Origin of the sequence: Paraburkholderia sp. SIMBA_054, assembly GCF_046534875.1 — a bacterium.
Classification (GTDB): Bacteria; Pseudomonadota; Gammaproteobacteria; order Burkholderiales; family Burkholderiaceae; genus Paraburkholderia; species Paraburkholderia hospita.
The window spans coordinates 36,259-62,204 of sequence record NZ_JAWRXV010000060.1 but is presented as its reverse complement, the minus strand read 5'-3'; the positions used below and the strand labels follow the sequence as shown (position 1 = coordinate 62,204).

At 58.8% G+C, this 25,946-nt stretch carries 30 protein-coding genes; 19 read left to right on the top strand and 11 right to left on the bottom strand.

Translation table 11 applies throughout. The annotated features are described in order from the left end of the window. The 5 genes from SB822_RS43745 to SB822_RS43725 form a co-directional block, all read right to left on the bottom strand. Positions 1-950 (bottom strand): PRTRC system ParB family protein (locus SB822_RS43745; RefSeq protein ID WP_410857590.1); only part of this gene is annotated, 950 nt, incomplete at its 3' end. Positions 951-1,218: 268 nt separating this feature from the next. Beyond that, complete coding sequence (locus tag SB822_RS43740) at positions 1,219-2,157, bottom strand: serine protease (RefSeq protein ID WP_410857588.1); 939 nt, start codon at positions 2,155-2,157, stop codon at positions 1,219-1,221. 37 nt (positions 2,158-2,194) lie between these two features. Next, a complete protein-coding gene (locus tag SB822_RS43735; protein WP_410857587.1) occupies positions 2,195-2,443 on the bottom strand; it encodes a hypothetical protein in 249 nt (82 codons plus the stop codon). Next, on the bottom strand, positions 2,440-5,559 hold the full coding sequence (locus SB822_RS43730) for an SNF2-related protein (RefSeq protein ID WP_410857586.1): 3,120 nt from the start codon (positions 5,557-5,559) through the stop codon (positions 2,440-2,442). Before SB822_RS43730 ends, SB822_RS43735 begins: the two co-directional genes overlap by 4 nt. 63 nt (positions 5,560-5,622) lie before the next feature. Next, complete coding sequence (locus SB822_RS43725) at positions 5,623-6,420, bottom strand: hypothetical protein (RefSeq protein ID WP_086917353.1); 798 nt, start codon at positions 6,418-6,420, stop codon at positions 5,623-5,625. A gap of 589 nt (positions 6,421-7,009) precedes the next feature. On the opposite strand from SB822_RS43725, the gene SB822_RS43720 reads away from it, so the two are divergent. The 9 genes from SB822_RS43720 (at position 7,010) to SB822_RS43680 (ending at position 11,978) form a co-directional block, all read left to right on the top strand. Continuing rightward, positions 7,010-7,438 carry a hypothetical protein gene (locus tag SB822_RS43720; protein ID WP_410857585.1) on the top strand — a complete coding sequence of 143 codons (429 nt, stop codon included), beginning with the start codon at positions 7,010-7,012 and terminating at the stop codon, positions 7,436-7,438. Next, positions 7,435-7,713: a hypothetical protein gene (locus SB822_RS43715; protein ID WP_410857584.1), complete on the top strand. Its 279-nt coding sequence runs from the start codon at positions 7,435-7,437 to the stop codon at positions 7,711-7,713. Before SB822_RS43720 ends, SB822_RS43715 begins: the two co-directional genes overlap by 4 nt. Beyond that, entirely contained in the window at positions 7,710-7,988 is a 279-nt protein-coding gene (locus SB822_RS43710; RefSeq protein ID WP_086917356.1) for a hypothetical protein, read from the top strand. The genes SB822_RS43715 and SB822_RS43710 overlap by 4 nt, the downstream gene beginning before the upstream one ends. Positions 7,989-8,012: 24 nt before the next feature. Continuing rightward, positions 8,013-9,260 (top strand): DUF1173 family protein, encoded by a 1,248-nt coding sequence (locus SB822_RS43705; RefSeq protein WP_410857583.1) that lies wholly within the window; start codon positions 8,013-8,015, stop codon positions 9,258-9,260. Between the two features lie 100 nt (positions 9,261-9,360). Further along, positions 9,361-9,756 carry a hypothetical protein gene (locus SB822_RS43700; RefSeq protein ID WP_410857582.1) on the top strand — a complete coding sequence of 132 codons (396 nt, stop codon included), beginning with the start codon at positions 9,361-9,363 and terminating at the stop codon, positions 9,754-9,756. Between the two features lie 39 nt (positions 9,757-9,795). Beyond that, the gene (locus tag SB822_RS43695) at positions 9,796-10,149 is read left to right on the top strand and encodes a hypothetical protein (protein ID WP_133062231.1); all 354 of its coding nucleotides are present in this window, start codon (positions 9,796-9,798) and stop codon (positions 10,147-10,149) included. A 433-nt stretch (positions 10,150-10,582) separates the two neighbouring features. Continuing rightward, a complete protein-coding gene (locus SB822_RS43690) occupies positions 10,583-10,975 on the top strand; it encodes a hypothetical protein (protein WP_086917360.1) in 393 nt (130 codons plus the stop codon). A 106-nt stretch (positions 10,976-11,081) separates the two neighbouring features. Next, complete coding sequence (locus SB822_RS43685; RefSeq protein WP_410857581.1) at positions 11,082-11,756, top strand: hypothetical protein; 675 nt, start codon at positions 11,082-11,084, stop codon at positions 11,754-11,756. 81 nt (positions 11,757-11,837) lie between these two features. Further along, positions 11,838-11,978 carry a hypothetical protein gene (locus SB822_RS43680; RefSeq protein WP_165904502.1) on the top strand — a complete coding sequence of 47 codons (141 nt, stop codon included), beginning with the start codon at positions 11,838-11,840 and terminating at the stop codon, positions 11,976-11,978. 357 nt (positions 11,979-12,335) lie between these two features. Here the strand turns inward: SB822_RS43680 and SB822_RS43675 are convergent, their stop codons facing one another. Then, a complete protein-coding gene (locus SB822_RS43675) occupies positions 12,336-13,466 on the bottom strand; it encodes an integrase domain-containing protein (RefSeq protein ID WP_086917362.1) in 1,131 nt (376 codons plus the stop codon). A 1,241-nt stretch (positions 13,467-14,707) separates the two neighbouring features. Here SB822_RS43675 and SB822_RS43670 point away from each other — a divergent pair. The 4 genes from SB822_RS43670 (at position 14,708) to SB822_RS43655 (ending at position 16,591) form a co-directional block, all read left to right on the top strand. Then, a complete protein-coding gene (locus SB822_RS43670) occupies positions 14,708-15,727 on the top strand; it encodes a PRTRC system protein D (protein WP_086917363.1) in 1,020 nt (339 codons plus the stop codon). Then, the gene (locus tag SB822_RS43665; RefSeq protein ID WP_086917364.1) at positions 15,724-16,116 is read left to right on the top strand and encodes a hypothetical protein; all 393 of its coding nucleotides are present in this window, start codon (positions 15,724-15,726) and stop codon (positions 16,114-16,116) included. Before SB822_RS43670 ends, SB822_RS43665 begins: the two co-directional genes overlap by 4 nt. 99 nt (positions 16,117-16,215) lie before the next feature. Beyond that, positions 16,216-16,368 carry a hypothetical protein gene (locus SB822_RS43660; RefSeq protein WP_165904503.1) on the top strand — a complete coding sequence of 51 codons (153 nt, stop codon included), beginning with the start codon at positions 16,216-16,218 and terminating at the stop codon, positions 16,366-16,368. Further along, complete coding sequence (locus SB822_RS43655; RefSeq protein ID WP_410857580.1) at positions 16,361-16,591, top strand: hypothetical protein; 231 nt, start codon at positions 16,361-16,363, stop codon at positions 16,589-16,591. The genes SB822_RS43660 and SB822_RS43655 overlap by 8 nt, the downstream gene beginning before the upstream one ends. A 76-nt stretch (positions 16,592-16,667) precedes the next feature. Here the strand turns inward: SB822_RS43655 and SB822_RS43650 are convergent, their stop codons facing one another. The 5 genes from SB822_RS43650 to SB822_RS43630 form a co-directional block, all read right to left on the bottom strand. Then, on the bottom strand, positions 16,668-16,889 hold the full coding sequence (locus tag SB822_RS43650; RefSeq protein ID WP_410857579.1) for a hypothetical protein: 222 nt from the start codon (positions 16,887-16,889) through the stop codon (positions 16,668-16,670). Between the two features lie 104 nt (positions 16,890-16,993). Next, positions 16,994-18,088, bottom strand: coding sequence for a primase-helicase zinc-binding domain-containing protein (locus tag SB822_RS43645; protein ID WP_086917367.1), 1,095 nt, complete (start codon positions 18,086-18,088; stop codon positions 16,994-16,996). A 276-nt stretch (positions 18,089-18,364) separates the two neighbouring features. Continuing rightward, positions 18,365-19,183: a hypothetical protein gene (locus SB822_RS43640; RefSeq protein ID WP_410857578.1), complete on the bottom strand. Its 819-nt coding sequence runs from the start codon at positions 19,181-19,183 to the stop codon at positions 18,365-18,367. Positions 19,184-19,192: 9 nt separating this feature from the next. After that, positions 19,193-19,627, bottom strand: a complete 435-nt coding sequence (locus tag SB822_RS43635; RefSeq protein WP_086917369.1) for a hypothetical protein — start codon at positions 19,625-19,627, stop codon at positions 19,193-19,195. A 95-nt stretch (positions 19,628-19,722) separates the two neighbouring features. Next, positions 19,723-20,052, bottom strand: coding sequence for a hypothetical protein (locus SB822_RS43630; protein ID WP_086917370.1), 330 nt, complete (start codon positions 20,050-20,052; stop codon positions 19,723-19,725). Between the two features lie 388 nt (positions 20,053-20,440). Here SB822_RS43630 and SB822_RS43625 point away from each other — a divergent pair, with 388 nt between their 5' ends. The 6 genes from SB822_RS43625 (at position 20,441) to SB822_RS43600 (ending at position 25,743) form a co-directional block, all read left to right on the top strand. After that, positions 20,441-21,115 (top strand): nuclease-related domain-containing protein, encoded by a 675-nt coding sequence (locus SB822_RS43625; protein ID WP_410857577.1) that lies wholly within the window; start codon positions 20,441-20,443, stop codon positions 21,113-21,115. A 354-nt stretch (positions 21,116-21,469) separates the two neighbouring features. Further along, a complete protein-coding gene (locus tag SB822_RS43620; RefSeq protein ID WP_086917372.1) occupies positions 21,470-22,753 on the top strand; it encodes a hypothetical protein in 1,284 nt (427 codons plus the stop codon). 65 nt (positions 22,754-22,818) lie between these two features. Next, positions 22,819-24,003 (top strand): FlhC family transcriptional regulator, encoded by a 1,185-nt coding sequence (locus tag SB822_RS43615; RefSeq protein ID WP_086917373.1) that lies wholly within the window; start codon positions 22,819-22,821, stop codon positions 24,001-24,003. 15 nt (positions 24,004-24,018) lie between these two features. Beyond that, positions 24,019-24,189, top strand: coding sequence for a hypothetical protein (locus tag SB822_RS43610; protein ID WP_410857576.1), 171 nt, complete (start codon positions 24,019-24,021; stop codon positions 24,187-24,189). Between the two features lies 1 nt (position 24,190). After that, positions 24,191-24,565, top strand: coding sequence for a hypothetical protein (locus tag SB822_RS43605; RefSeq protein WP_410857575.1), 375 nt, complete (start codon positions 24,191-24,193; stop codon positions 24,563-24,565). 191 nt (positions 24,566-24,756) lie between these two features. Beyond that, entirely contained in the window at positions 24,757-25,743 is a 987-nt protein-coding gene (locus SB822_RS43600; protein WP_410857574.1) for a CAP domain-containing protein, read from the top strand. Positions 25,744-25,946: the final 203 nt, after the last annotated feature.

Here is a 25,946-nt window from a genome sequence, read left to right as displayed (position 1 = left end):
CACTGACCCTTGTAGACCTTGCCGATCGAGTCAGGCAGACCGCTCACCGCCGCGCCGTAGTTCTGGCACGCGTGGCATGCTTTCGCCTGTTCTTCGCCGACTCCCTTTGCACCCTCCACAGCAAGCTGTATCCGGGTGTGGTTGTCGCCAGCGCGCACGATGCGCACGACCGGATAGTCATCGCGAAGGCCTGTAGCCACAGCGTCAAGCTGTTTCTCGGTCTTCTCGTTGAAACACGTCCGGTTCGTACAGTTGCCCGTACTGATGGACTCGCCGAACATCTCGCCCTGATTGGACGAGTTGTGCTGGCATCCAGCGCAATCGGTCTTGTCGAAGATCGCTGCGGCCAACGAACAGGCAACCTGTTCGATGGTCTTCTTCACTTCGGCGACCGGCTTGCCTTCCTTGACGATGACAGGCAGCAGCTTGTCCTGCGTTTCCTTGGGAAGCGCGGCGAGAAGCTCCGCGTGACCCAGAAGGATCGTCCGCGTGGTGAGCGCCTCCAGCACGCCGGTGCTGCAGTTCATGAGCGCGAGTCGCTTGTCGAGCGTGGTACGCGTCCACCCGAAGATGCGCGCGACCTCGTCGCGATCGCCTTTGCACAGCCCGACCTGCTCAGCTGCCGCGATCGCTTCTTCTGCAGGCGACATGTCGGCGCGCTGGATGTTTTCGATGATGGCAAGCTGTTTGGCCTCGACCTCATCGATCTCCTTCACGACGACAGGGATCTCGTAGTCTTCGCCGTGTGCCGCCATGGCGGCCTTGTATCTGCGGCCGCCAGCAACGAGAGCAAAACCGCCCTCAGCGAGGGAACGAACGATGACCGGCTGGATAACGCCTTTTTCACGGACCGAGGCCGTCAGTTCCTCCATCTGCGCTGGATCGAAATACTTGCGCGGATTGACGGTGACGGTGATCTGTTTGAGAGCAAGGGTAGGTTGTTGTTGCATTGCGGGTCTCCAGTGAGGGAACCCGCCCCGTCGGGAGAGGTTCCCGAAGGGTTGAACAACATGGGCCGGATTCAATCAGCCAGGTCGATGCGTCAGGGACGCGGGTGATGAAGGAAAGATACCGTTGCAAGGCAAGAGCGTGACCGGTAAAGCTCGTGTAAACACCGCGTCTTTCGCGACGCCATAAAAAAACCCGGCACGAAGCCGGGTCGGTGAAAGAAGCGTTGGCTCGCAGATGTTTTCCGCAGCGAAGTCTAGTGATCGGAAATCACTTGGCGAGTGATTGCTCGGACCCGTGGCTGTCCTCGTACGCGCGCGCTTCCTTGAGAAACTCCGCGATCGTGTCGGCTGTGGTGAAGATCGTCTGTGGCGTTACCGCACACGTAATACCCTGGCCGGCATCATTCATCTGCAGGGTTGCCTTCTCACACGCGACCTGCTTGGGGTCTGCCATGTTGCCATGTGGGGAGAGTTCCAGTCGGCTAACGATACCCGCGAGGCAACTGGTCTGCTTATCGAAGACGGGACTGCCAGAAACACCGTGGCTAACAATGGCTGTCGCCGACTGAGACCACGTCTTTCCTTTGTACATGACTGCGCCATCCGGGGACGCTGTTGTCGAGTACACGGAATCATAAGCGGTGATGTATAGCGGCGCCCCGATGGGTTCGACGTCACTGCAGACGGAAGGAATTGCAAGTCTGGCCAGACCTGATGGAGTACGTCGCGGATCGACCTTGAGCAAGGCGAGATCGCGATCAGGCAGATCACCATGAAAAACAATCTTCGCAGGGATAGCGCGACCATCGAAAAAGACAACGATCCTGTCGGACTCTTTCGGAATGCGTGGAGGCTGGTAGAACAGGTGTAAGGCCGTCAAGACCTCACCATTTCCAAGCCACACCCCTCCGCCCGAGAAGGTCGTCTCTCCTGACTGAACCTGCACTTTGATTTGCCGATCCGACGCCGTGAGATATGTGTGGTATGCGACTTCTTCGTCGACGCGGCTATTGACTTGTGCACACCCACCGATGATCCCAACAGCAAGGGTGAGTGTCGCCAGCTTAAACAACTTCATCCGGAAATTCCTCAAATGGATACCCCTGCTATACGGCAGATACACCCACAACTTTAGCGAGTCGCCAAGGCCAAATTCAGTCGATCCGCTGAAATAAAAAAAGCCCGGCACGAAGCCGGGTTTGTCCAAAATCAGGTGCGCGCGTCCGGACGGACGCCGCTACCATTCAATGCGATGCGACAGATTCCAGCGATTTCAGCGGTCGCGAGAGGAGAGTTGTTACCGCCCCTGAAAGCGCCCACTCGCCAAATTGCTGTTCGTGCGCCGAATGCACGAGCCGATCCAGACACAACACCTCCACGCCTTCCACCTCGACAGTGCCGAGAATGTTGGCCAATACGGCGCGATTCGATCCTTCCCGCTTGACCGTCACCACACCCTCGCCCACAAGCACTGATACTTTCGATTCCTTCATGCTGCCTCCTTCAGAAGTTTGCGCATGTCGCTGCCCGTGCGGTCAGAGAACAATGCGAGGTCATCAACAAAACGGTCAAGTAACGAATCCATATGGAGGAACGTCTCGTCCTCGAGCTCCGGCGTCGCCCAGTCCAGTCCAGCCTGTGTCGCGTCTCGCTTGTGCGCCACCATCTGGTCCTGATACTCGTCGATACTGCCCGGGAGATGGAAATACAGCACCTTCAACGTCCCCTTCCGGTTCCAGCGCAGCGCGCGCCGCATCGCCTGATACTCGATGCGCCACGTCCACGACCTGTCATAGAAGAGGATGTAGTCGGCATTCGGCAGGTTGTAACCCGCACGGCCCGACGCCTTGGTTGCCATCAACCCTGTCGCCAGCCCCGTCAGAAACCGCTTGTCCTTGTCGGACACGCGGCGCTTGATTGGGATTTCGCCGTGGAAAGGAACTGACTGCACGCCGTGCGACGCAAGCTCCCGCGCAAGCAGATCCAGCACGCCAGGGTTCTCCGCGAACACGATCGCCTGCTTGCCTTCAGCCGCGATTTCACGCATGCGGGAAATGACTGCGCGCTGCTTGCTCGTCAGACCACCGATGCGCTCGACACCTTCCATCCCGTACTGCGGATAGTTGGCGGCGAAGTGCACCGCGCGAATCCGCGCGAGGATCGTGACGAGATTGCATGCTTTCCGGTCGTCTCGCGACGATCGATACCAGTCAGCAAACTCGTCAGCCGCACGCAGATACGAAGCCAGATGACCACGATCCCAGTCGACCGTTTCCACCTCGAACTCCGGCGGATCGATCCTGATGTACTTCGCGACCTCCGGTTCGGCGACGAGCCGGCGCTTGATATGCGGCGCCAGCATCGCGCGGTAGCCGTGCAGATTGCCGATCTTTGGCACCTCGCGTTTCGCCCCTTCCTGCAGGCTCTCCGCAAACTGCCACGTCACCCACTCCAGCACGACGAAGTCATCCCGGAACCGGTCAACACCGCGCATTGCATACTCGACGGTGTTAATCCAGTTCTCCTCCAGGTAGCCACGACGGTAGCCGTACGGCTGGGCTGCCGTTCCATCGCCACCTGAAAACGCGATGAGACCGAAAGCGTCGCGCGGATAGTTCGGAATGGGGCTGCCCGTCAGCACGTAGCGGCGTCGCGCGGAAAGCTGCCAGAGCGCGCGGCTCTGATCGCTCGTCGGATTGGCCAACCTCTCGCCTTCATCGGCTACCAGCAGCCCGATCCGTCGTCTCAGGCGATGCGCGTACGTGACGCGGGTCGATACAGCTTTGTCGACTGGCATCCGCAACCGCTCGTACGAGATCAGGTTGAACCGTCTCAGGTCATTCAGATCCGCTGCGCAGGTGATGATTTTCACGTCATCCATGCTGATTGGCAGCGTCGCGATTTCGGTCATCATCTCGTCGATCAGACGGGACTCGACAACGATGAGACCGTGCATCACCCCGGAGAGGAGGATCAGCGCGATCGCGAGACGCGACTTGCCACAACCCTGCTCCCACGCAATCACGCAGCCCGACGGCTTTAGCAACGTTTCGATCAGATCTTCTGTCTGGAATTCCCAGTTCAGCCATTGATCGATACCCAGCGCTTTGACCATCGAACGCAGTGCCGCGGCCTGTTCCGGAAAGCGCACCGACAGCCCTTCGTGCACGACTTCCCAGCCTTCCGAAACGTTGTCGATCGCAAACCGCGCGTTCAACTCATCGACAGACAGGTGGTACGTCGCGCCCTTGAGCACGTAGCGATACCGGCCGTCGTCCTCACGGTCGAAGCTCACGGTATCGCCGGCTTTCACCAACGGACTCGCCCAGAGCGACTCATCGACCTTGTGAGTCTCGCGCGCGGTGCCGCTGACGTGATCCGATGATCCGGCACCCGTGGTCCACGCTACATGCCGCAAAGGCGTCGCCTGCCGCAGGCTTCGTCTCGCGCGGCGTTCGAAGTGCTTCAGAAAACCCGGTCCAAACTGGGGTTCTCCTCCGACACTACGGATGCGATCCAGCAGCCTGTCGAGCGCCGCCCGCGGATCGTCCTGCATCAGGTACGTCTCCAGATCAAGCAGCCCCTGCCCCGCGTATCGAAAGCCACTGGGCAGCCGGTGGCCATCACGCGAATAGATGCGATCAACATAAACGCTATTGAGCACCATCGCTTCGTTGAAGCCGCAAGCAAACGTGAGCCGGATACGGCGACCATCGTGCGAGATCACAACCGACTTGTCGCCCGTGACCGGACGCGTGATGGCGGGAACGCTGTCATCGAGTTTCTGGAAACGCAGCCTGGGTTGGCCAAAACTGCGATCTTCAAAATGCAGCTTCAGGTTCGGCGCCGGGGCACCCAGATCGGTGACAACCTCCCGGACAAAATCCGATGGACGATCCCGATACCGGTCGAACACCATCACCGCGGTTCTCACGTTCGCGCCCTCGGACCTGAATGCATCGGCCGGCAGCTCGAACAGGCCTGCCGCGCGTCTGCGCAGGCTGTCACCCTGCTCGCCCGCGATCATCGCCTCCGCAGTTGTGAGCGGCAGAAGCGCGACCACGATGTTTGCTGCGTCGAGCGCCTGATGCACCGCGTAGTCATGACTGAGCGCACTGGTGTTGGCGCCATACCGGCCCCACCTCGTGCATTCCAGCGGCTTCAGATGCGGTGACTCGAGGTGAATCGAAAACGGCGGGTTGATGATGGCGATATCGAAGTTCACCGGCTGGATGTCCTCCATGCCAGCAAGCCTGAATTCACATTCGAACCCCGCGTCTTCGAACACCTTCTGGCACTGCGCGATCACGTCGGTATGCACGTCGACCCCGTACACCGCGTGCCGCTCGGGATCAGCGAACTGCAGCAGGCGGCCCGATCCCACCGAGTTATCCAGAACGCGAATACGACGGTTCAGCTTCCAGCCGCTCACAAAGCTCCACATGAAAGCGGCGATCGCGTCCGGGGTGAAGAACTGCCCTAGATGCACACGCCGCGCTGCCGCCAGCTCACCCTGATGGGCAATAGGTGCCGCCTGCGACCCGAGACTGAGAATCGCGCGCAGCGGCGCGTACCAGTCTTCCTCAAAAGAAAACAGATCTCTCTGCATAAAGTGAATCCTCAAATGAAAAGACCCGCCGAAGCGGGTCGTAAAGAGAAATGCGTGACGGGATCAGTACCGGTCGCGCGTTGCGAGATAGTCGGCGCCGAACTCGCTGATGAACAGCGAGAGGGCATCACCGACCTGATGTGAAAACTTGAACTGCCACTTTTCGTTGAACATCACGATATCGAGGCCCTGAAACGAGACCTTCTCCCGCGTCTCATACTGATAATCGAGGAGTCGGCCGTGCGCGAGCACGGACGCGAGGGCATCGAAACCCGCGTGAGACGCGAACGCGGCGAGACCGCGCATCAGTCCTGCAACTGTCGACTGGCTGTGATAGGTAGCCTTGCGCAGACTCGAACCGAAACAGGCCTCACTCCAGATCCTGCCTTCGAGCACGATTGCACTCGTCGTCCGCTTGATCTCCGAATTCGGACGAATCCCGAATCCATCGATGAGCAGCTTCGCGGCCTGAATCAGACCGATTCGCTTGCCCGCGTCGCCGCTGAATGTGCGTTCGAGGTGCGACCAGAAGGCATCGAAATCAGGACATTTGCCCGCTCTGAGCGCGCCGCGAATGTCCACCGAAGCGTTTTCGAGTTCCTTGTCTTCGTTGATCTCCAGCCGCCCGCCCGGTGGCGAAAACTGCGCGATCGCCTTGGTCACCAGAACGTGCGCGAGTCGGCCGCAGAAGTCTGAAAGCTCGCGCTCTGTCTTGTAGTCGGCTCTCGACTCGGTCGCGCGGTAGACGTATTGCTCGCCGCCGCGCGGAAACAAGGCCTCTTCCACTGCGGCGACTTCGAGATAGGCAGCCGCTGCCTTGGTCTGTGCATCCTTGAACTGCTGAACCAGTGCTGTGTACATGGGGTATCCCTGTGGGAATGCGACGGGGACACCGCGCCAGAGCGGGAGTGGTCCCGTCTGGGTTGAAGAACGTGCCGCGAGTGCGGACGTCGTATGAATGCGCCGAAGCGCGGTCAGTCGATGCGCGTATGCGCGTGTGATGCGTGAACGATACTGGCTTCACAGCGGAGCGACAGGCTCGAATGACGACGTTTTCGACATGCCTCTTGTATGCGCCCCGTGAGCGTTGTCCACAGAAACTGTGCACAAGTTTGTGGATAACACATTCCAACCGCCTCGATGGAACGTCCCCATCTGGGGTGACTACCAATCGGTCAGCATCGACCGCCGACTCTTTCAGGCGAGCGTGCGTAACACTCCCACGCGGCCAAGTTCTTATTACACGTAACGGCTACTCACGACGAATGATCACGGTTTTGGCATGTCTTTTTGCATATGCAATTACGTTTCACTTTCATTTTTTCGCGAAATGCGAGAGCGCAGCGAGCTAAGGCGATCGATTTCCTGCGTCTTTTGCGCAGTCGTCCCTCTGGTTGCAGCCGGAAAATACGCGTAACGCCCGCGAAAGCGGCACCGGGCACCGTCACCGATGAAATTTAGTCACCGAGCTACGCTATCCATCCTTGCCCTCGCCGTTGCCTCGTCGGTGGGTTCGATCGGACTCGCAGGCCTCCAGTTGAAGCCGCGGAGTGCGGCTGCCGACGTCATCATCAATACCGCGATCGTCGCGGAACTCAATGGCGTGCATGATGCCCTGAAGGACATTCCCGACACAGTACGCAACGGCGTTCTCGCGCGGCACGGCGTCGGCTCGGAACAGGCATTGGCCGATTCACTGGAAGCGCAACGCACGCATCTGGCGCAGGCCGAAGAGGCACGCGCGCTGGAGTTGCGCACCAACGACAGGAGATCCGCCATTCTGCTGGTTCTCACGCTTTTCAACGCGTTCGCGGCGGCATTGGGTGGAATCTCTCTATACGAAGCCTACCGGGCGAATCGTCGCCAAAGCGCTCCGTGATAACTCCGGATGAAATCAGCAGCCTGCGACCCTCGACGTTCTATCGCGTCCTGACGCGCGGATTTCGCCTGTCCGACGGCTACTTTCCCGGCCTGCTACTTGAACGCATGTTCATCCGGCAGATCGACGTTGAAGGCATCACGCTTCTCGAATTCCAGGCCATCGGCGGCTCGCGTCTCGTCCACGACGCCGCATCGATTGAGCGGATTGAGCCGTTAGGGCGCGCTCCACGAACGGCCGATACCCTGCGACAACCCGCCTGCGAGCAGTCATGACGATCATTTACGTGGAATTCTTCGACCATACCCTCGACCCCAAAGGCACCCGCGCTGGCGCGAAGCCGTCGATGGGTATGCCCGACAGCTGGCTCGATGCCCTCATTGGAGACGGCCACGTTGAGCAACGTGACTACGTTGCGCCCGGTGTCCTGAAAAGCATCACCGCGCGATTCCCGACACATGCGCATCGCGAGCAGTTCACATCAGCCGTGCGTGAAGTCAGCAAGCTCATGGGCACGCGCGCGGTCGTGCATGGCGATCGGACCTGGTAGCAGCAACCCCACAACGGAAAAGACATGGCACACATCGCGTTCGACGGCCTGACCATTCCTCTCGAAGAGATACAGGACAATCCTGCCCGATTCGCCACGCGGCTAGAACGGGCGAAAAAGATCCCGGGATATGCGGTGTGCTGCTGCCGGCCGTCGATTCCCGGCAAGCCGTTGCGCCTTGTCGTGCGTCGCTATGGCGCGCTCTTTCATCTCGCGCGCTGGCCCGAAGAAGGCCACCTGCACGACCGTCACCTGTGCGCCTTCTTTGCAGAAAGAGGTCCTCTCGAAGAATCGCCCGGACGCGCACACGACGCGATCCGAAACACGCCCAAAGGCCTGAACGCGAAGCTCGATATTTCGCTATCTGTACGCACGGTCGCTACTGTGACCCGTACGCCCAGCACCGAACCCACCCGTTCCAATACACGTCGTTCGGCACCGCTGCTGGGTTTTCTTCAGCGGATCTGGATGGACTCTGGCCTCAACCAGTGGAAAGGCGGCCCCCAACGCAACTGGGGCACGTGCAACGCGCAATTACTGGCGCTGCTCGGCGAAGGAAAGATAAATGGCAAGCCTATTCAGGACGTTCTGCATGTGATGCGCCGATACGAGGAAGCTGAGCAGGCGACTTTGAAGGCCGAGCTCGACTCCTTTCTCAGTCGCATCCAGACTTCGAAAACGGGCTCTGAGCGTGGTGTCGTGATCGCCGAGGTTAAGACGGTCGATCAGTCGAAGTACGGCTTTGTCGTGAAGATCCGTCAGACGTTCGAGCCGTTCTACGCGTCGAAAGACCTCATCGAGAAGACCGCCGCCTCCTATCGGCACGCGTGGCCGATGATCGGAAAATCCGAGGCCCGGATCGTCGCGGCGCTGTTGCTCGAGCGGACGAAGGACGGAAATCTTCGCGTGATCGATCTCGCCCTTCAACTCTGCAACAGTTCGTTCATTCCTTGCGATTCGAGCTACGAGGTCGCGATGGCCAACCGTCTGGTTGAAGAGCACCGCCGCTTCGTCAAACCGATGCGGCTGACCGACGGCGACATCATGCTCCCAGACTTCCGCCTGATCGATACGGCGCCGGCGACGGCAATAGAAGTGTATGGGAGGGAGTCGAACGACACCTACCGTGCCAGAAAAGCACAGAAGCAATCGCTCTATGCCCAAGGTGGCGAACCGTGCGTCGAATGGGTGCCGCCCGCTCCTCTCTCTGCAGTGGTCCTGCCTGCCGCAACTCGACATCACATCTTTGCCGGATACGTTTGTGCGACCTAAAGCACTTTTTGAAGGATCACAAGTGACGTCCAATTCCTTTTTTTTGCAGCGCGCGATTCCGTGCGACGCAGACTGGCACGTAAGCTATCCGGCACTCTGCATGGCAAGCTCGACCGATCCCGTTGATGAGCGGCGCAAACAGATCGTCGCGGCCGCTGCCGACGACACGAACATTCGCATGGTGTTCTTCAGTTCGCTCGGCGCGATCCTCGACTTTCAGGCGTCGTGGGATGAACTCGATGCGACAACGCAAGGCTGGCTCGCCTTCACCACCCGCTGGAATCGCTGGTGGTTGCCCGACGTCACGGCGCTCACTGCAATCGACCGTCACGCGCACGTGCCTTCCGATGTCCGCTTTGTCAAGGGAAACGTCCCGTGCAGCCCGACCGACACGACCGCGTTCCGTCAGTATCTCGACACCATCGAATATCACTACCGGCGCGACGAATCCATCTCGCGAGTCCTGTTCGCGCCTGATGCTACCGTTGCTGCTTAGGTGAGCACCGCGACCGCCTGTGCCAAAGAGATAACGATCATGAACATTACCGACGCGCGCATCCGACAGATCGAAAATGAGCAAGCGGCCCTGCCCGGCGCAACGCGAAACAACCTGACGATCCGCACTGTTCGCGCCGTTCTCGCAGAAATGGGCGTTGACGCAAGCACAATTGAGGCGGCTGCCGATGGGGATGTGCAACCGGCTTCGATTCCGGAACGCACCGACAGCGCTGCGTATCTTGCCCGTCGATTTCGAGACATGGCAAAAACGAGTCGGACTCTTGCGAACGATGACAGCCAGGAAGCTGCAAGCGCCCTCGAACGCGACGCCTCAATCTATGACCAGTGCGCGAATTTGATCGAGGCATTAGCAGCGAGTGAATCGCTGTGACGGAACAAGATCGCATCGTTCTGCATTCTTGAATGGCAACACCTGATGGGCGACAAAACGAGTTCCGTTATCCCTTTTCCGCGTGCACGCGTCACTACCGACGATCGCAAGCATCGTCCAGGCGAATGCTCGCACCACCACATCAAACTGGATACGCACGGAGGCATTGTGACCTGCCGCGACTGCGGCACGTCGCTTACGCCGTTCTGGGCGCTCAGTATGCTCGCCGACCAGTACGCTCTCGCAGTGGCCCAGATCGATCGGTTACAGGACCGCGTGTCGAGAGCGGACGCACGCATTCTCGAACTGTCTCGCGAACTCGACCAGCACGTCGAAACCGAAAGAGCACGAAAAACGGCACCAGACGCGCCTTGACGCGCCCTGCTCCCGTGATCGAATAGGACTCGACTGTCTATCACTGGAGCATTTCTTCATGAAGCGCACGTTCGACTGCGGCCACAGCGGCAAGGGCAAGTATTGCCACGCGTGCGCCATGCTCGCGAAAACCAAAGAAAATGCCCGTGCCGCGCGCGAAAGCAAACGATCCGAAAAGGCCCGCGCTGCCAGCATGGACCCCATCGACCTTTCCTGCGTAGATCATCTGGTTGCAGTACAGAGAGAGGCACGCGGTCTGCTACTACAGGTGCGAGACGGTACGCATCCCTTCGCGCTCAAAGGGAAGCCGATCAAGTCCTCGAAGGGACAGCTCGTATCTGTTCCTGTCGGACGATCGTATCGTCTGATGTTTGATGCAAACACGCTTGCTCCGCTCGAATTACTCACTCACGAGAGCTATAACAAGGTCGTAGAAACCCGCCCTGTTTGAGTAGAGCGTGTCAATGACCGATTTCTAGCCGTTTTGTGCGATTATCACGAGCAGACAAGACGCACCAATCTACAATAGCGTTACAGCTCTTGAACGAAAAAACGCAATGACTGACGAACTCTTCCCCTGCGCCCATTGCGGCGGCAACTGGGCTTTCGGATGGTCCCAACGCGTAATCAACCAGCGATCCAGACCGTTGACTGACTGGTCTCAGGTCGGCAGCAACGCCGGCCGTGCGCTGATCATGGACGACTTCGAGCCGCGCCCCCCTTCGGATCGACCAACCGAGTCCGTCTGCTGCATCTGCTGCGAAGACTGCGGGATGCAGACACCTTGGTTTCCCATCGGCAACGACAAGCACGCCGCGCTGAATAAGGCTGGCAAGGTCTGGAATGAGCGCCTGAACCGACCGGCAGCCACAGAAGGCGATTTGCTGGACCTCGTCCGCAAGGAGATTTCGCCCGTCGACGCGCCTTACATCCTCGACCTGCTTGCCCGAACCAGCGGGGATTGGGAAACGCGTGGGCCGATCTTCGCTGCGCTCGCGCAAAAGGTCATCGACGGGAAAATCACCGCCCGCGATTTCTGGCCGATCGAACCGGTGCTGATGGACGCCGCACGCTACCGCACGCTCCAGCAGCTCGCCCGCTTCGTCTACATCGATGGTGTGGCATCGGTGCAGTTCCCGCGGATTCCCGCAACCGGCGGCGACGAGGAATGCCCGTTTGAGACCCGCGTTTCGCTGGCCGTAGACGATCTGCCTGATCGCAGTCGTTGGTGACTTGACTTCACGCAGGCGACGCCATACTGGATTCAGGTCTCTCCGGTTGGTGAGGCCAGCCAAAGCCAATAGAGAAAACGCATGTCACCCATCGACTATATCCGCGCTGCCTTTCGCCACCGTACGGAGCTCATGCCCGAGATCGCGACGGTATTTGCACTCGGCATCATCTTCACCTATCACGCGTTGACCAGCCCCGCCCTCGACTGGATGTTTCGCTGAAAACGTCGGGCCCTGTCTTGCTCGATGCCGAAAGAAGTAAAGAACGCAAAGCGCAGGCGCATACGGAAACTCGGTCCCGCTCCGGATGACCTTTGTATGGGGCGTCATGAAGGACTAGAGCAAAGCATCAGCGTGAGACCCTGATTGATGCACGAAGCTGTCCGTCCGAGGGGCAGGCTTTCCTCCAAAGTGCCCATAACGTGTAATGGGCACTTTGTGTGGGAGAAATTTTTAACTCGTTGAATCTTCAACATTTCCTGAGACCCGATACTGTAGCCACCTAAGCACATCGACCGTTTTGTGGCTACAGTTCCGCCCTGCCCCTACGACTGTGAGCGACGCACTCCTCGCGGGCGTTCACACTTTCCCCAGAAGTCGATACAGCGCCTGTCGCGAGATACCCATGGCGATGGCTGCCTGACTCTTTATCCCCTTGGCTTCGTCAACAGCTTGCTCGGCCATCTCCCTCGTCATCTTTCGGGACTTCGTTGCAGCGAGCGCGTTATGCGTTGAGAGATAAGCGTTCGCCTTTGTCCTGCGACTATGGCCAGCAGCCTCGACCACACGCTGCATTGCTTCGGCGTGCGCCTCGCGATCGACGCGTCCGGCCGATTGCTTGATCGGGGCCGGTACACCCGTCAGCCGTTCATACATCTGCTGCAGAAATTGATGCCGCAAACCGTGGCTGGTGACACCGATCCCGGAATTGGTCACGCCGTGTTTTTCGAGGACGCGGTAGTAGCGGTTCTTCCACTGCTGTTTCGTCACGCCGTGCGGGATCATCGATCCGGTATACGGGTTGGCAAGATGCGCTGCTTCTTCGAGGACGGCCAGCTTGAATTCAATCGGCACAACGCGATCGCGGCCGCCCTTGGTGCCACGCGTGACACCAAGCATGCCATCGTCGCGTACCGCCTCGGCCGGCCTTAGGAGAAAACTCTCTTCGACCCGCAGGCCGAATGCTGCCTGAAGCTTGAGCTGGATCGCGACGTATGGCTCAGTCATGGCGATCTCTTCGATCTTTGCAGCGGCGTCAATGCCGTTCCCCTCCCATGACTTGTCCTCGAGAGCCACATACGACCGCACGAGGTTGCTCGACTCGCGATCCGCGTAATCGGCAAGTGTGCCGACAAGATTCGGCTTTTTCATCCATTCCGCAAGCGCGCGCAGATAGGTGAGCTTGTTTTCAATCGAGCCGCCGCTCAGGCCCGCTTTGATCCACAGATCAACCAGAACCTGAATATGCTTCTGCTTGAGCGCATACGGCGATTGAAGCGCGTACCCGTTCTGCCGCAGTTCCTCGAACGACCGACAAATCTGCTGCGTCCGATAGGTCTGCGTCTTGATCGACAGCGGCTTGGCGCTGATTCTGGTACGGCTATGGACGCGGTCCACATTCGTCAGGAACATCTCTTCCAGTGCAGCCTTGAAATCCGCAGGCAACCGATAGTCACGCAGCACCGCGCGCACGTTCAATATTGCGGCCATCTTTGTTGTTCCTCAGTCGTTGCAGGTACGTGCCTTTGCGAGCACCTGCTGCCCTTCGTTACCAGGCCTTCTCTTTGCGCTGCGCGCGAGACTCAGGGAGCCTATCCCCCGCCTCATCGTCCGCTTTGCGCTCCGCGTTACCCCGCCGGGTCATACCTTCCTGTCCTTTAGCGATTCCATTTGATCAGCCCCGCACGTGGAAGAAACGTGCATCGACTGTCCGTACTGCTGCCTGCTGCCAGACTCACGCCTCGCGTAATGCCTGCCTGCGACCCTGCTGCGTTGTGCATCCTCGAACCGGATCTGCCGTTGCAGAACCCATCGTCGTTGAATCGCATCCCCGCTGCTGTCGCTGGTCGAGCCACAGAGCTTTCGCTCCGCGAACCCGGCTATGCGGCTGCTACGGCTACCGAACCGGCCTTTGCGCGCTCTCGCGCGCCCGTGTACGCAAGTCTCGCGACCCGCACGACGCGGCCAACTGCCCGGTAATTCCTTTTGCGCACTTTTGTATCCGGCTGCGCCTACCGTTCGTCTTCCGTACAGGGAACATGTCGCCACAATGGCGCGCACATTCCCCCACCCCCAAGCACGTTCAATCAGCCGCAGTGTGGTTCGGGCCTCATGTAACGCACCCAGCTTCGTGTGCTGAAAGGGTGTGTCCATGCTCTTTGAGCGTAGTTCGTTCTGGCGTCCAGACTGTCCGACTGTCCGCTTGAACTTCCGCTCAAATTGCAAATTCGGGCAAAACCGCCCGCTAACCCAATGGATATCGCGGGTCCGGTGTCCTCAAATTGCGCCGGATTGCTTTTGATTTGAATCAGAAAAAGGCCGCATCAGATTGCGGCCTGCGACAGAAGGGGATTTCGCCAGGCATAGCGATTCCCTTCAATGATGAAACTCAAGGTCGATGCGCAGTTCGCGCGGTGGGTAACGCAGAGATTAACGGGGTCGCTTGGCACGCGGTGCTGCGAAAGCTGCGTAAATGTTGCGAGCTTTGATTCCTTGACTTCATTCCCAAGTCGCTAGAGTTGGAACGTCACAAAGAGCTTTGGCCCAAGGTTGGTCCGAGTGCGGGCCAAGCGAAACTCCAAGGCAGCTATCTGGCGAAGCGTTGAAGGTGGCTCGGGCCAAGCTTGGACCCAGCGGCGTATTCGCCATCGCCCTTGTTCAACTTCGGGCCAAACATGGCCCAAGCTTGGACCAAGCAACGTGACTTGATCTAACAACTCTGGAGAGAGCAAATGAAAGTATCAGTTTTTGCAGTCGACGTCGGATATGGAAACACCAAAAGCGCGTTCCGCATGGGTTCTGACATTGCGACCCAGATGTTCCCGTCTCTGGCGCCTATTGCAGTGAGCGACGCAGTGTCGGGCTTCGGCCAAGGTGTGCTACATGCACGCAAGGTCGCACCCATCGAGGTCGACGGCGCAACGTACGAGATCGGGCCGGGTGTTGAACTGTCTTCGGCATATGGCAACGCAGGGCGAACCTTGTCGGAAGACTTCTGCCTCACGCCCAACTATGCCGCACTTCTCGGCGGCTCACTCCATTTCGCAGGGGTGACGGAAGTCGAGCGCATGGTGCTCGGGCTACCCGTCCATAGCATCACGAAGTATTCCGCGCATCTGCGCGACGCGTTCACCGGCACCCTGAACTTCGGCCACGGCCCGGTCAAGGTAGGCTCTGTTAAAGTCGTACCCCAGCCGCTCGGCTCCCTGGTGTCATTCTCTGAATATGGCGGCAGCCGGTTCGACCGCGAGAATGCCCATCTCGTGATCGACGTCGGCTATTTCACGACTGACTGGGTGGTGGCGCATGGTTTCACAATGAACGATCGCCGCAGTGGCGGCGCACCGGGCGGTGCATCGCATGTCTACAAGAGCATCGCTTCCCTGATTGCGAAGCAGGAAGGTGAACCGGTCGACGATATCGAACGCATCGACAAGTGCCTCCGCGAGAAGAAGCCCATGCTGTTCTATGGCAAGGACATCGACCTCGTTCCCTTTCTCGAACAGTCACAGGCAGTCGTCAACTCAACGGTCAAGGAAATGCAGAACAGGGTTGGTCGCACCGCCGACTTGCGCTCGATCGTCCTCACCGGTGGCGGTGCAGGGCTGTACGAACCAGCGATCCGCGCTGCCTTCCCGCGCGTTCAGCTCGACGTCCTTGATGCGCCCTGCTACGCGAACGCGAAAGGCTTCCTGATCGTCGGTGAATCGACACTCGCGCGTGAGCGCAAGACGATGGGAGCCGCCGCATGAATGAGGTCACACTGGTCAAGGTAACGCTCAACGAAGCGACCGACCCTGATCTGTATGCCTACATCATGCGGTACGACAATCCCCGCGTGCGTGCTGGTGCTATCAGAGCGCTTGCGAGGGCAGCTCTCCGGGGTGAGCGCAGCCATTCGACAGCGGAATCAATAGCGGCGGTCGAACTGCCGCCCGTGACGATGCCTCGGTTGCCAGCTCAGTCCAGCGGCAGTGACATGCAGACGGACGCGGCCGCGAGCAAGCCCGATCTCCGCCCCGCCACCGATCTGATCGCTACGCGTGAGACGGCAATCACGCCTTCTTCCGATGCGAGCAGAGCGGGCAACGGCAGACGGTTCGACGAAGACGCGATTGCAGACCAGTTCGCGCAATTCTGATCAGGGCCGGCGACCTTGACTTCGCGTAGTATTTGCGAAGATAGGTCATCGGCTTGTCGGCACTTCACTGCCGGAGCCTCAACCTAATGGAGTCACACTGTGGAACTCTTCAACGTACTTGCGCAGGCCGACTGGACGCGTGCCGCGCGCTTCTGGCTTCTCGTCGCAGTGGCGCTCGCTGCGTTGGAGTCTGCTTATCATTTCCGTGGTGTGCTCAAAGCATGGCTTCGCAAAGGAGGCGATCATGTTTGAAAAGTTTAAGGGCCTCTCGCCTGCTGGCCGTCGAGCGGTCATCGCCGTCGCCCTGTTCGCCATCATGTTCGTCGACGTGTTGCTCCCTAAATGCGATTTCACGGTCGCCCTCTTTCTGGTGAGCGGCCTTGGTGGCATCTGGGCAATGGGTCTGATGCGCCCCATCCTGCTTTTCCTCTTTTTCCTGATGAGGGCTGTCCTCCGCTACAAAGCCATCGACTAGTGATGGGCTTCCCTGCCGTTCCAGCGGACGAAAAAAAACCCGGCCTATTAAGCCGGGTTTTTCTTTATGGGGTTGGTTAATGCAATAACGAAACACCTTGCGCGCGCGCCTGATGGCGAATGCAGTAGAACCATGCAGCATCAAGATCGACGCCGACCTTCTCAGGCTTGATGTTGCCTCGCTGGTGACGGTCGATCACATCGTAGGCGACCGCTTCCGACTTACCGACGCGCACGGAGCCGTTTTTGACGCCCGACGTTGCAATGATCTCAAACCGGCCAACAATCATCGTGAACATGCTTTTCTCCATTGAAAAGGCCCGACGGATTGCGGCCCCGATGGGGACGAATCCCCACCGGGCGGTTTAAGAAACAACACTTCAGCGGGGATGCCCGCCTTCAATCAAACATGCAGCGCCTGACGCTCCCTCCCCGCTCCCGGAGGAACGACGAGAGCGCGCGGCGCGGTGCAGGACGCCAACCACTCGTCTGCGAAATCGGTCCCTCGCACTTTGGGCCGGTGAATGATCACCGTGTACCCTTCCGCTCGAAGCCGCTTCGCGAGAATCAGCGCCGAATCCATCCCGGGCGATTTGCGCGTCTTGGGATCGACCACATCGAAGTCCGCGAAAATATGGACAACGCGGATACCGAGGCCTTCCGGCACAACGAAATCCGAAAGAAGGTTTCTGTTCAGGCAGTACCAGACTGGCACGCGAAACATCATGTGCGCCGCGAGCACTGTCTCCAGGCCCTCACCCACTCCGATTTCACCGTTCACAGGTTCCATCAACCGGACCGCGCCGCCGTTTAGCTTGTTCACGGTCACGTCGTTCATCTTCGCCGGCAGAACTTCACCATCGTTAGTGATGATCGTCGCCTTCGCGGGCTTCGACCGATCGAGGAAAGTTCGATGCAGCGTGCCGAGCCGACCGTCCGGCAATACGAACCGGGCAAGAATCCCGGGCCACTCGCCGATCAGCTTCTTCTCATAGCGATACTCGAGCATTCCAAGCCTCAACGCAGACGACGGCCCAACGGCCAGACCGGGAACGCGTGAACGAAGGTAGCGCGATATGAGATCGTCGCGCCCATTGGCAATCGCATTTCCCCACATCGAGTCGAGCCGCTTTTGTGCCCATGCCGGATCAGCCTTTCGGCGCGGGGCGGTGCCCTGCGTCTTGACGGCGTCGTTTCGTGCTGCTGCCGGAACGCCACCGGCGAGCTCAAGCATCAATTTCCAGAAAGGAATCCCCGCGATCTTGCAGATCAGTTCGAATCCGTCACCGGCTTTAGGGCCACCTGCATTGCATTTACGGCAAACCCAGTCGCCGCGGTTGCGTAGATTGTCATACGTGAAGCGGTCGTTGCCGCCACAAATCGGGCAAGGCGATCCCTTTCCCGTCAGCGAGCTTGCTGGCACTCCATACTTCTGGAGCAACGCAATCCACTGCTCCGGGGACAACTTGGGAGGCGGCTTGACATCTTTATCAAACATTTGTCACTCCAGATTGTGGTGTGGTAGAGGTCGATGCCTTCGAAAAGGCGGAAAACCGTTGCTCAAAAAAGCCGTCCGGGAACGCGATTGCGCACCGGCTCGAACGGCTTTTTTCAGCAAGGATGGTCTGATGGAAGGATTGGCCGCTGACTGCGGTGCGAAGAAGATCTCTCCCTCGTCGCTTTGCCCGTTCCACGCTGGGTACGGTCAAAGCAACGAAGGTGAGTTAATACGGGATCGATGGTGAGAATCTTCGGGATCAGTGCCAGTAGCCGATCACTTTTTCGTGATGGACCACAGCCACTTGTCCCAGAGAATCTGTGCTCCCGACGCATCGAGCTTGGGCCGACCATCGTTGCCGACGGCTGGAACCTTGATTTTTCCAAGGCGCCGGACCTCGACACGATCGCCAATATGGCAGCGCGCTTCGGCGATGGCTTCACGCAGTCCCTCGCCCTGCAGAACGTGCTGCTCGCCGCGTTGCTCAAGCGTCAGGCAGAAGGAGACATATGTCTTTCCCGGGCGTTTTCCATCCGGAAACTCCTTCTCGCCCCACTCTCTCACCTTGCCGTAGTGCGGGCGCTCGGATCGATGGGATTGTTGGGCCTTTACGGGTAGCTCCAGTGCCGGCGCATTGTCGATCACTAACGGGACAGGTTGGACATTCGCTCCAGCGCGCCCGCGCGAACCCGGATGGGCATGCTGTGAAGTGCTCGCTCCCGGGACGTCGGCAATCGGGACATCTGTCACGTCTGCCCGCGCTGACCGGATTGCTTCTGCGATCGCTTCCAGCATCGAGCATTGGTGCTCGCGCTGAACGGCCCAGTGGGGTTCCAGCGCCGGTATCAGCTTCATACCGACTGATGTCTCGCGCAGCTCGTAGTCGAATGTCGGGTGGAACTGGACAACGACGTCGCCCTCATCGCGAAAAAGCCGAGCCTGCCCAGCGATCACAACGTGACGCTCGTTATCCGCGCCGCGCCCCACTTCAACGGGAGGCGGCTGCGAAGGGGCTGAAGGGGCTGCCGAGCGCGGTGGCTGCGCAGCGCTCCCAAACAGGCCATCGAACATGCGGCCGAAGGAAGATGTAGTCATCACATCCCCCTACAGCAGGCTGCCGAAACAGCTGTGACGGACGTCTTCCATGTCCCGCTTGAGCAGCGGATTGCTCATGATGACGTCCTGGAGGATCTCCGGGTCAACGCCATTTATGAGGCAGACATACCGGTACGGCAAGGCACCGTCCCAGAATTCCATCACCCAACCGAGCGTCGCGCGATAGTCTTCCATCTCCAGCTTCTTTCTGTTTCTGAGCCGCTCGCTGAACAGCGTGCAGCAATCCATCAGCGATTCGGGCATGTTGTCACCCCGACGACTGTCGGTCGCGAGACTGATCAGTGCGTCGACCATTTTCTCCCGCACGTCCTCGCTCCAGAACTGCGGATCGGGAAGCGGATCGACCTTTGCCGGTGGAGGCGCGACGATCGGCGAAGCTCCGCCGAACATGTCGAGTTGCCATGCCGCAATTTCGTTTTCCATGGGATTTCTCCGTTGAACGGGAACCCATGACCCCGCAACGGGTTGGGTTCCCGTTGGGGTAAAGGTGCATGGACGCCCAAATGGGCGTCCATGCGTTACAGGCCAGCAGACTTGTCGTCAGTGCCCGTTTTAAGAGGAGCAACGACAGGCGACTTTGCGTACTGTCGTTTGATAGGCGTAACCGTAGCGGTCACGTTTTCGTCTGGTTTTGCTTGAGGCGTGGCGGCCGCTGGCGGTGCCTTGGCGTCGCTAGCCTCAACATCTGCTCGATGCGCATCGCGGATCGATTTCTTGATCCACATGAACACCATGTAGCCGACGAACAGAGCAGCAAAAAACGAATGGGCCGCGAAATACAACCCGATACAAACAAGAAGGAACGACAGCGGCGTGCGCGTCGCTTTCGCAACAAACTGATTCGGCATTTTTCTCTCCAGAAAAATTAACGCACTAGGGGATGTCCAGGCTGGTCAGCGCTGGAGGGGTTTCGATGCTCGGGTGAGCAGGGAAATCTGATGCGCGGAGAGACGCTTTCGTCACGGCTCAGCGGAGCCGTGGCGAAAACAGCAATCAACGAAGGAAGAGAGATTGAGAAGCAGAGACGCGAGCGTGGCCCGGCAGAGCCTGCATTCGATGCGTAGGAAACGCGGTGGTTAGTGAAAATTTACGCATCTGCGCGCATAGCGTGTGCGGGAAAGCTGCGAAAAACATACGCTCTTTGTCGCCCGATCCCAATTTGCTATTTCTGGCGCCTTGACTTCACAGCCGACGTGTCAAGCTGGTTTCCAGTTCAACACCGATGAAGGCACCGCGATGGTCCTCGAGATAGCACTTGCGATAGGCGCCTACCAGTTAGTCCGCCGCTTCAAGAAACGCACCAAGGTCACCTGGCAAGGGCTGAAGCCTTTGAGCCGGGCGGAAGCGCTGGGCGCACAGGGCGAGGCAGCAGCGCACGCAAAATTGAAAGAGACGCTGGAATGGCTCTGCGGTTCGGATTACGTCCTGCTGGGTGCGCCGCTGGTTATCGAGCATGCGCCAGGCACAGCGTTTCCGACCGCTGAAATCGATCATCTCGCCGTGACTCCATTCGGAATCTTCGTCTTCGAGACGAAGAACTGGTCAGGGCGGATCGCCCCATCGACCGCGCACGGGATGCTCACCCGCGTTGGGTCCGATCTACGCGCAGAAGATCGCCGCTCCCCCATAGCCCAGAACAGGACGAAGATTGACTTCTTCCGCTCGAACCTCCCGCCCGTCTGGCCGGTGACGGGAGCTGGCCTCTTCACGTCGCCCGCGGCAACGCTGGATGCAGCACTGCATTCCGATCTGCTGACCCTCGCCGACCTTCCGCAATGGCTGCGCTCAAGACGCGACGCATTTGCCGGACTGCGACCGATCGACGTTCAGAAAGCGATGGCCGCCGTCACCCTGCTGGTGCGAAGAAGTGAGACCGATCTGCTCGAACATAAGGCGATCGTTAGCAGGTAATTTCTTTCGTGTCAATTAGACCGTACCCTCGAAAATGGTACTAAATGTTTCCGACATGTGACCGTTAAACGATTACGCTCGCGGCATTTCCGTGCGTCAAAGGTCGAAAGAGCGGTCGAAACGCACCTCTTTCGAAGAAACGACCGGCTTTGTTCAGCTTAATCTTCGTTACACATGTAACTACCTCGCGACGGGACCCGTCGCCGAGGAAAGAAAGAGTCAGGAAGTCGTCGTCGCATTCCGACATCGCCCGATAGCCGCAACCCGCAAACGCCCAAGCTGGTCACCCTTGGCTCTAAAGGGCTGTTGTTTGTACGACCGGGGTGGTCGTGTATTTAACTGTTGGAGAGAACAATGCAAACAAGCAAGACATCCAGCACGGAAATTAAGCTCGCAGGCCGGCCGCCTGTCGTAGCAGCCGTGCATGACGTTACGAAATTTGATCCGCTGGACGAGCTTGTGTTCAGCTTGCAGGATCCGAACGCCGTCACGCGCAACAACATCGCGAACGCCGCACAAAAGATTTTTGGAGCGGGCCCCGAATCGGCGGATTTCATTGCGAAGCTCGTCGAGCACATGATGTCCGTTTCGGAATCGCGGTCGAAAGTGGTCGCCGAACTGGTCATTCTCGGGGGACACCTTTCCCAAATGATGAAGTCCGCGATCACCCACCACACCGGCAAGGTCGGTGACTCGACGAAGGCACGAAGAAAAGGCGCGTCGCTCTGCCTGGACTTTTTCCACGAGGCTCTGAATATCACTCGCCCAAGCGCTTACAACTACATGCGCTGCCATCAAAGATTTGCCGACGATGCTGAGGCCGTGAAGATCTTCAGCTTCGGCGAACTCAATCTGCTGGCCACTCCGGAAGTGACTGACGACCAGATCCGACTCATCAAGGAAAAGAAGAACGCGGACCCCAAGATGGGCCGCGAGGACATTGCGGCGATGCTCAAGGAGCTTCAGTCCAAGGACGAAGCGATCATTGACCGCGACAAGCAGCTGGACAACCTCGAAGGCCTGCTTGCCGATAATAAGCTTCAACTGGATGTCAGCGTGCGCGAAAACCGCCATCTGATGGAGCAGTTGGCGGGACATGAGCGCAGCCTCGCCGAACAGGACAGAAGCATTGCCAATTTGCAGGAACTGCTCGCGCAACGTTCATCCGGGTATCCCGCGTTGGAACAGGAGCTTGCGGCTAAAAACAAGGCGCTTGAGGAGACAACCGCCGAACTGAAGGCTATGCGTGCGGCGAAACCCAAAACGGAACGCGTGGAAGTTCCGGTCGAAAAGCTGCCTGGCGCTTACAAGAACCTCTCAGATGCCTGTGCGGATGCGATGGGCGAACTGAAAGAACTTCAGGAGCAAAAAGATGACCTCGCAAAGGAGATCGAGAGTCTCCGCGCCAGCGTCGCCGCGCAGCAGTCGGAACGTGAGGCCGCCGCAGCAGTGAAGAACGCACTCGACGATCTCACTAACGCGTGGGGAGAGGTCTCCGGAAAGATGGCTACCGTCCAGTTGGCAGTTCAAGCGTCCAGCAATCCCGAACAGTACAACCCGACACTGGAAGCGCTCGCCGCAGCGATGCGCAAGACGCTTTCCGAAGTTGAAGCTGCGCTGAACCGCAAGGCGCACTAAACCATACTGTGCTCGGGGTGAGCGACACTCCGTCGCTCGTAGTTGAACAAGAAAAAGACTAAATCATGCAAAAAGAACTTCGCGGCCACAGTGAGCCGACCAACCTTCTGCTTTCGGCGTGGCTGGCCGAAAAAATTCAGCGCCACAATTTTGGGCTGACCGACTTCATGCGCCGCGCGCTCGCGGCACACCGTCAGCTAGAGAACGTATTCGCCCTGTCACTCGCGGACATGGAAACGTTCGAGAAGTACATCGGTGCGAAGGCGACTCTTATGAATATGCCGTTCATGGCACTCGCCCCGGTTCTCGACGATCCGCGCGACTGGGAATCCTTCGTCGACGGCGTAATGTCCTCGCAGAAGGTAGAAGCGTTGACGGAGGCCATGCCACGCCTCGATCAGATCACAAGCCGGGATATCTACCACTACAACCAGGCATATGTGCAACTCATCAAGGACGTGTTGCACATGAACATGCTCGCGGTGCCGTTGCTTGGCATCTCGATTGAGCTTGCAAACTATCTCAGGCAGCTGCCGATGGCCCGTCTTGAGAAGGCTATCGGCTCTATCCGCTTCCCGCTGTTCCGATGGCGCTTCGAAGACCCGAATTTCTGGATGGAATATGCAGCTGGCTGGGTGACGGAAGAAACGGTTGCCCATTACCTCATGCGCACGTCGCCAGTTCGCTCCGACACCCTTCCCTATAAGCACATCTGGACTGAACTGCGCCTTGAGCGTGAAGACAAGGAAATCTACGCGCGTCTGATGATGGCGCAGGGATGCCGTGCATCGACGGCGATCGACTTGTTCAATCTGAATCCGAACAAGGCGCGGACGACCTACAAAGACATTCACGGTGTGAGCTCGCCTTGCGGCTGCCGAGCTAATTCTCTGCCTTGGTACGTCGATAGCGCGGTGCGCCGGCTGCAGGCGACCGTCTACGTCTGGCTGTATCGCAACGGTCTGGCCGCTGGCGGCAACATCCCGCAGTCGTTGATCTCAGCGAACGACATTATGGCGAAGATGTTCGGCAAGAACCTGATGATCACAGCCGACCGCGCTAACCATTTGACCCGCTCGATGGCCATGGACTCGCGCCTGACGATCGCCGCGTGCCGGAGTTGCTCAACCGACTACGTGCTGTCGAACAGTGAAGGAAAGATCGAACTGGCGAAAGACTTTTCATGCCCTGGCTGCAACTATTTGCTTTCGACGAAGGCCCAGGCAAGCAAGCGCAGAGCGTCCATCTGACCGTAGGAGACCGACATGGCCGCGGCATTTCCTGTAGAAGCTGGATGGGTAGTCTTTTCTCGTGACGGGCGTGCTCAATTCGGCTGGCGCGATGTGGAGACAGGCGCCTTCTATTCCGAGGCCGATGGCGAATGCATCGCAGATGCGATCGGCGCGGTCGAATTCTGCTCCGACGTTCTACATTGACATGCAGGACTTCGCCCATCTCTTCAGCGATAGCGTCGCGGCCTGGCTGAGAGGCCGCGGCGACGCGCGGTTTTTGAGGTACGAGCGCCACTATCGCGCGGAACGCTCAGCGGCCAAGGACGCAACAAGCTTCGATCTCGAAAAATCCAACGAAGTGTATGCAGCGCGTTGCCGTCACGCAGGCGGGCGCCTTGCCCTTGTCGTGCAGAGCAAGGCGTTCCGACACCTTGTGGTTTTCCTGACCATGGTGTGGGCCGGTTCGCTCCTGATCCCGATCATCGGCGCATCGCAGCCAGTACCCGTCGCGATCATGCTGGTTGCATCGTTTGGTGCGCTACGCATAAAGCGGTGGCGCGAACGCCCGCGTCGGCGGTAGCAAACGGTTGCGTGTTCACAACGGTGCGAGCACCACAAAAACTTACAATGCGTGCGCGGTCGGAAACAACGCGGTGCACGATGCGACGTGAAGGAACTGGCAGCCAAGCTGCCTTGACTTTTCGCGGCCCTCTATAAGATGAAATCAAGGTTGCGCGGGGGCGCGGCCACATTAGACACGAGGACCTAAGAATGAAAAGCAGCAAACTCGCATTGACGGCGGTTTCGATCGCGGCAGCTATGGCTCTGGCCGCATGCGGCGGTGGTGGTGGCGGCGGTAATGCAAGCAGCCCGACTACTCCACCGGCCGCCCCGCCCAGCCCCACAACCGGTAATGTGACGACGCCGCAATACGCAGCGAATAGCGCAGAGCAGACGATCTTCACCACGCTGAACCAGTATCGTCAACAATGCGGCTTTCCGGCTCTGACCGAGAACACTTTGCTAGACAAAGCAACGGCGAACCATTCGAGCTATATGGCACAAGCCAATGCGGTCAGCGATTCCGAGACCGCCGGAAAGGCAGGTTACACCGGGGTGACTTTCTCGGATCGCGCGGCGGCGGTCGGCTTCCCCTCTGGCAGTGTTGCAGTCGGCGGCGTCAGCAACGGATTCTGGACGACCCCCGCCCTTACCGAAACTGGCTACGGGCAAAACTTGTTGTACGGGTGGATCTCCGGCGTTTATCACATCGGCACCGTTGTATGGCCCGTAACCCAAGTCGGTGTTGGCTACGCGGAGACTACTTTCAACGGCGCTCCGCAGGCTTGGGGGGCATTGACCCTTGCAAACCTCCAGTCCGTTATTAGCAATGGACCGCTCACGTTCCCCTGCCAAGGGACGACGGGCGTACCATACAAGGCGCTCGGCGAAACGCCGACTCCGCCGAATACGTCGGGTGCCTGGGGCACTCCGATCGGGGTCGCTGGCAACCCGCAAGATACGATCGTTTTGCAAACGGCGTCCATCACGGACACGTCGACCGGTACACCTGCTAGCGTGCAATTGCTCGATTCGTCGAAGGATCCAAACAAGCTCATTCCCGCATACGAGGCGGTCGCCTATCCGAGTTCGCCGCTGTCGCCCAATACCAGCTACGCCGTCACCATTACGGGTACGGTCAACGGAGTGGCGTTCTCGCGTAGTTTCACTTTCACGACCGGCAACGTCGTCGGCTAATCAAAACTGATCTAGCAAAAACGCCCCGCGCGACTCGCCGGGGCGTTTTTTTAGTGACGGCGATAACCGTCAGTGATTACACGCGCCACCGGTCGCAGACGACGCCTGACCAATAACCACTCCAACGACGGTCGACCCGTTGACGTAGCATGCGGCTCTGTAGTTGTTTCGGTCAAAGCATGGCAAAGAGTAAGTGGGGCCGT

Excerpts from the sequence above, each read along its gene's own strand:
- SB822_RS43625 (WP_410857577.1), top strand. The coding sequence starts at position 20,441 with ATGGTCCTCGAGATAGCACTTGCGATAGGCGCCTACCAGTTAGTCCGC.
- SB822_RS43700 (WP_410857582.1), top strand. The coding sequence starts at position 9,361 with ATGGCAAGCTCGACCGATCCCGTTGATGAGCGGCGCAAACAGATCGTC.
- SB822_RS43645 (WP_086917367.1), bottom strand. The coding sequence starts at position 18,088 with ATGTTTGATAAAGATGTCAAGCCGCCTCCCAAGTTGTCCCCGGAGCAG.
- SB822_RS43640 (WP_410857578.1), bottom strand. The coding sequence starts at position 19,183 with ATGACTACATCTTCCTTCGGCCGCATGTTCGATGGCCTGTTTGGGAGC.
- SB822_RS43615 (WP_086917373.1), top strand. The coding sequence starts at position 22,819 with ATGCAAAAAGAACTTCGCGGCCACAGTGAGCCGACCAACCTTCTGCTT.
- SB822_RS43720 (WP_410857585.1), top strand. The coding sequence starts at position 7,010 with ATGAAATTTAGTCACCGAGCTACGCTATCCATCCTTGCCCTCGCCGTT.
- SB822_RS43670 (WP_086917363.1), top strand. The coding sequence starts at position 14,708 with ATGAAAGTATCAGTTTTTGCAGTCGACGTCGGATATGGAAACACCAAA.
- SB822_RS43730 (WP_410857586.1), bottom strand. The coding sequence starts at position 5,559 with ATGCAGAGAGATCTGTTTTCTTTTGAGGAAGACTGGTACGCGCCGCTG.
- SB822_RS43610 (WP_410857576.1), top strand. The coding sequence starts at position 24,019 with ATGGCCGCGGCATTTCCTGTAGAAGCTGGATGGGTAGTCTTTTCTCGT.
- SB822_RS43705 (WP_410857583.1), top strand. The coding sequence starts at position 8,013 with ATGGCACACATCGCGTTCGACGGCCTGACCATTCCTCTCGAAGAGATA.
- SB822_RS43680 (WP_165904502.1), top strand. The coding sequence starts at position 11,838 with ATGTCACCCATCGACTATATCCGCGCTGCCTTTCGCCACCGTACGGAG.
- SB822_RS43635 (WP_086917369.1), bottom strand. The coding sequence starts at position 19,627 with ATGGAAAACGAAATTGCGGCATGGCAACTCGACATGTTCGGCGGAGCT.
- SB822_RS43605 (WP_410857575.1), top strand. The coding sequence starts at position 24,191 with ATGCAGGACTTCGCCCATCTCTTCAGCGATAGCGTCGCGGCCTGGCTG.
- SB822_RS43650 (WP_410857579.1), bottom strand. The coding sequence starts at position 16,889 with ATGTTCACGATGATTGTTGGCCGGTTTGAGATCATTGCAACGTCGGGC.
- SB822_RS43710 (WP_086917356.1), top strand. The coding sequence starts at position 7,710 with ATGACGATCATTTACGTGGAATTCTTCGACCATACCCTCGACCCCAAA.
- SB822_RS43685 (WP_410857581.1), top strand. The coding sequence starts at position 11,082 with ATGACTGACGAACTCTTCCCCTGCGCCCATTGCGGCGGCAACTGGGCT.
- SB822_RS43690 (WP_086917360.1), top strand. The coding sequence starts at position 10,583 with ATGAAGCGCACGTTCGACTGCGGCCACAGCGGCAAGGGCAAGTATTGC.
- SB822_RS43620 (WP_086917372.1), top strand. The coding sequence starts at position 21,470 with ATGCAAACAAGCAAGACATCCAGCACGGAAATTAAGCTCGCAGGCCGG.
- SB822_RS43665 (WP_086917364.1), top strand. The coding sequence starts at position 15,724 with ATGAATGAGGTCACACTGGTCAAGGTAACGCTCAACGAAGCGACCGAC.
- SB822_RS43630 (WP_086917370.1), bottom strand. The coding sequence starts at position 20,052 with ATGCCGAATCAGTTTGTTGCGAAAGCGACGCGCACGCCGCTGTCGTTC.
- SB822_RS43735 (WP_410857587.1), bottom strand. The coding sequence starts at position 2,443 with ATGAAGGAATCGAAAGTATCAGTGCTTGTGGGCGAGGGTGTGGTGACG.
- SB822_RS43695 (WP_133062231.1), top strand. The coding sequence starts at position 9,796 with ATGAACATTACCGACGCGCGCATCCGACAGATCGAAAATGAGCAAGCG.
- SB822_RS43675 (WP_086917362.1), bottom strand. The coding sequence starts at position 13,466 with ATGGCCGCAATATTGAACGTGCGCGCGGTGCTGCGTGACTATCGGTTG.
- SB822_RS43600 (WP_410857574.1), top strand. The coding sequence starts at position 24,757 with ATGAAAAGCAGCAAACTCGCATTGACGGCGGTTTCGATCGCGGCAGCT.
- SB822_RS43655 (WP_410857580.1), top strand. The coding sequence starts at position 16,361 with ATGTTTGAAAAGTTTAAGGGCCTCTCGCCTGCTGGCCGTCGAGCGGTC.
- SB822_RS43725 (WP_086917353.1), bottom strand. The coding sequence starts at position 6,420 with ATGTACACAGCACTGGTTCAGCAGTTCAAGGATGCACAGACCAAGGCA.